Genomic DNA, 3,809 nt, shown 5'->3' on the forward strand with positions numbered 1-3,809 from the left:
CTCCAACGCGTTCACGAAGTCGGGTCGAAAAGCGGCGAAAAAGCCGAAGCGTTCGCGCGCGCCTTCACCCCGACCGGAAATGTTCCAGCTGCCCCGCCCGGCAATCATGAATAAGACGGGCTAACAAGGCAATTTCGATTTCTGCGACTCTCTGAGCAAATTGAGTCTCACCCAGAATTTTTCACGACAACTTCTCAATTAGGGCGACGCTGCCTCTATGGGACTTATGGATTAATCGCGATCACAATTCTAGCAACAGGGATTTTTGGCGACTCGGTCAAGCGCCCACGATGGAGGCAGATTTCTCCAGAGGGGTCTGTCGATTACATTCTTGCGCACAATTTGCGCGGCAACATCTATAACTCGTACAATTTCGGCGGCTATTTGATTTTTAGAGGACTTCCCACCTTTATCGATGGCAGAAACGTTTTCGACGCCGGATTTATGACTGAAAATTGGACAATTGTCTTCGCACGCCCACGCGAATTTATTGGATACCTGGATAAGTACCGCATCTCTATTGGTCTTGTCGCGCCAGACTCTATGGAGTCCCAGGAATTTCGAGCTTCATCGGATTGGATTGAGGTTTATTCTGACGATATTTCCGAATTATTCGTGAGGCGAAATGAGCAAGACCAGCGCCGCCGCGATTAGTTGCTCAGCCTGAAAGATCGTCCAGTGGATTGACTCTAACGCTTGACTTGGGGGCGGTCGGACACGGTTTGGATCAGCGGTCGAGACGAAGGGGGTTTGTATCGGCGTTCGTGCCTCGGCGCGGAAGCGGTTGATACCGATTTGCGAGTGAACGACGGATCGGAAGGTGCGGCGCTTGAAGCGACGGCGAGTGAGCTTGGCGAAAACACCTTCGACCGCATTGGGCCTGACCTGCCACTGAGTATTCCTTCGGAAGGAGTTACGGTCCGGCCCGAAGAAGGACGGACAGATGATGCGAGCAAGGTTCACGGAAAGAGCTGATTCTCGCGATATCGAAGGAGCATGAGGCTGGGGCGACGACGACCGACTTGGCTCGCTTGGTCAGCGCGGCCGGTTGCGCGATCTCGCCATTGAGCGCCGGCGTTTCGGCTACGGCCGGCTGTTCGTCCTGCAGCGGGGAGGGCGAGCCATCAGGGATCAACCGGATCTACCGGCTTTATCGCGGGGAGGGCTCACTGTCCGCAAGCGGCGGGCTCGCCGCAAAGCTGTGGGGACCCGTGCCCCGATCCTTGTCGAGGTAGAGCCCCAACGCGCGCTGGTCGCGCGAGTTGGTCCACGACCGGTTCGCAACGGCTGGCGCTTTCGGATCCTCAACATCGTCGACGACGTCACCAAAGGAACGCCAGGGCGCCATTCCGGAGACGTCGATCTCGGGACGGAGCGTGGCCCGGGAACCGACGGCAATCGTCGAGCGACGCGGCAAGCCGGGAATGATCATTGTCCGACCATGGCACCGAGTTCATCTGCTCGCCACGCTCGCCTGCAGCAACAAACAGTCATCGATTGGCACTCTATCGCGCCGGGAAAGCCGATGCGAGCGGCTTCATCGAGAGTTTCAACGGCCGGATGCGCGATGAACTGCTCAGCGAGACCCGGTTCTTCAATCTGAATGATGCCTCGCGCACCGACTAGGATTACCTCCATAATGTCGGAGATCAGATGGGCAGCATCCCGAACCGCTTAACCAGTTTGATGCAGAGCCGCCGGTTCACCCTTTATGCGATTGGCAAATAGCGATAGGGTAACGGCCAGCGAGGAGCCCGATGGATCCCTTTGGCATTAAGGTTATTTTTATCACCATTCTTGTGTTCATACCGCTCGAGCGGCTGTTCGCCATGCACCCGCAGAAGGTCTTTCGTCGCAATTGGGCCAACGATCTGATCTTCTTGTTCTTGAATGGTGTGCTGATCAAGCTTGGTCTGCTAGCCGTTATCGTTGCGGTCATCTTTGCCGCCGCATGGATTGTCCCGGCATCCTTTCAGGCCATGGTCGGCGGCTTGCCCTATTGGGTGCAAATCCCGGCCGTTATCTTACTTTCAGATTTGGGATTCTATTGGACCCATCGCATGTTCCATGCCGTTCCCTGGCTATGGAGATTCCACTCCATTCACCACAGTATCGAAGAGCTTGACTGGCTGGCTGCGGCCAGGGTCCACCCGGTCGATCAGATTTTGACCAAAGGAGTCTCGCTGATCCCCGTCTTCGCACTGGGTTTCTCCGAATGGGCAATTGGAGTCTATGCCGTGCTCTATCAATGGCAGGCGGTTCTCATTCACTCCAATGTTCGCGTGGGATTTGGTCCGCTGCGCTTCCTGTTCGCTTCGCCGGAGTTTCATCATTGGCATCATAGTAACCACCTTGAGGCTAGGGACCGGAATTTCGCCGGGCAGCTGTCCTTCCTGGATGCGTTGTTTGGGAGCCTTCATTTGCCGCGAGGGCAAATACCGACGACCTACGGTCTTGATCGGCCGATGCCGCAACGATACGTGCCTCAATTGCTTTATCCCTTCATCGGCGATGGCATCTTCCAATCCAAATCGGACACAACGGCGCCGGCGGAGACGATGCGGGTCCCAGAGGAGGCGCCCAATCGTTTGCCCAGCCTCAGTCAGTAACAGAACGCCCATCCGGCAAATCTGTGTGGGAACGGAGTCAGATTTCAGCGCTTGCCGGAACATCTTGGCCGCGAATGAAAGCACGAGATTGAGACGATGACGAATATCAAACTCGATGAAATCGATCGATCCCATGGGGAAACGGCGGCCGTTGAGTTGACTGTCAATCGTTGGCTCGATTGGACCGCGAGAGCGACGGTCGTCGTTGCTTTTTCCGCGCTTGTTGTGATCGGCCTTGCAGGAATCCCTCACCTGCTTCCGTTGGACAGCATCCATAAGCTGCTCATGATCGCGGCCAGGATTGCTAACGTCCTTTTCCTGAGCTTGGTTGCAGCGACAACTATCACCCGGCTGGTCCCAATGCAGAAGTCCAAAGGCATCGAGCCGCGGATCTCGGCTTTGTTAGGCACGTTCTTGTGCACAATACTTGCTTTGCTTCCGAAGGCAGAGCTGGGTCCTGTTTGGTCGATCGTGTCCACGACGTTGATCCTGGTGGGCACTTCGCTTTCTTTCGTGGTGCTGCGCTGGCTGGGCAAATCTTTCAGCATTTTTGCCGAGGCAAGGCGCTTGGTCACAGAAGGACCTTATCGAATAGTCCGGCATCCGCTCTACCTCTGTGAAGGAGTTGCGTTGGTCGGTGTCACGCTACAGGTACTTTCTCCGCTTTCCCTGCTCATGGCCATTGCGATTGTGATGGTTCAATGTCGGCGTATGATCAATGAAGAAGCGATTCTGCAGGCGGCTTTTCCTGAATATCGCCTCTATGCTGCGAACACATCTTTTCTGATCCCGAAGCTTGGCCAGTTTTTTACAGGATCGAACCCGTAGGTAGTTTGCTGGCGTTTGACGGATCGAATCCATAGATCTGAGCTATCCTTCAACTCAACGACGGAGAGAAACCGTCGATCAAGCTTGTGTGGCGTCGGTGATGCAGCGGGTACAGGGGCGCTAAGGCCCAGATCAGCTCATAGCTTTGTTGGGCGCTGCTGCCCTTTGGCAAGGGCTTCGCGGGTTTCCTTCATCGGTGAAGAGTTTTCCGGCAGCCCTCGAGTTTGCTGAAAACGCGATGTCATTGTGAGCGTCACGAGAGGATCACGGGTGCCTGGGCTTGACTTGCGCGGAATGCTCTGGATAGCGCGGTCGGGATGATTGACGCCGCCGGCGCGCGGTGATGGGTTGATCCCGGTTCGGAGCGGGCAA

4 protein-coding genes and 1 pseudogene are annotated in these 3,809 nt (G+C 55.8%); 4 read left to right on the forward strand and 1 reads right to left on the reverse strand.

Annotated features, from left to right (window positions below; all coding sequences use genetic code 11):
* Window positions 1–342: 342 nt before the first annotated feature.
* From AC066Y_RS42950 to AC066Y_RS42965, 4 genes and pseudogenes are all read left to right on the forward strand, one after another.
* Window positions 343–654 (forward strand): hypothetical protein, encoded by a 312-nt coding sequence (locus AC066Y_RS42950; RefSeq protein WP_478279102.1) that lies wholly within the window; start codon window positions 343–345, stop codon window positions 652–654.
* Window positions 655–1,039: 385 nt separating this feature from the next.
* Window positions 1,040–1,611: pseudogene (locus tag AC066Y_RS42955) on the forward strand (integrase core domain-containing protein); the annotation flags it as partial.
* 146 nt (window positions 1,612–1,757) lie between these two features.
* On the forward strand, window positions 1,758–2,609 hold the full coding sequence (locus AC066Y_RS42960) for a sterol desaturase family protein (protein WP_478279103.1): 852 nt from the start codon (window positions 1,758–1,760) through the stop codon (window positions 2,607–2,609).
* Between the two features lie 96 nt (window positions 2,610–2,705).
* Window positions 2,706–3,437: a methyltransferase gene (locus AC066Y_RS42965; RefSeq protein ID WP_478279104.1), complete on the forward strand. Its 732-nt coding sequence runs from the start codon at window positions 2,706–2,708 to the stop codon at window positions 3,435–3,437.
* A gap of 137 nt (window positions 3,438–3,574) precedes the next feature.
* On the opposite strand, the gene AC066Y_RS42970 is transcribed toward AC066Y_RS42965, so the two are convergent.
* The coding region (locus AC066Y_RS42970) for a hypothetical protein (RefSeq protein WP_478279105.1) at window positions 3,575–3,809 on the reverse strand (235 nt) is incomplete at its 5' end.

The organism is Bradyrhizobium sp. USDA3010, assembly GCF_056429065.1.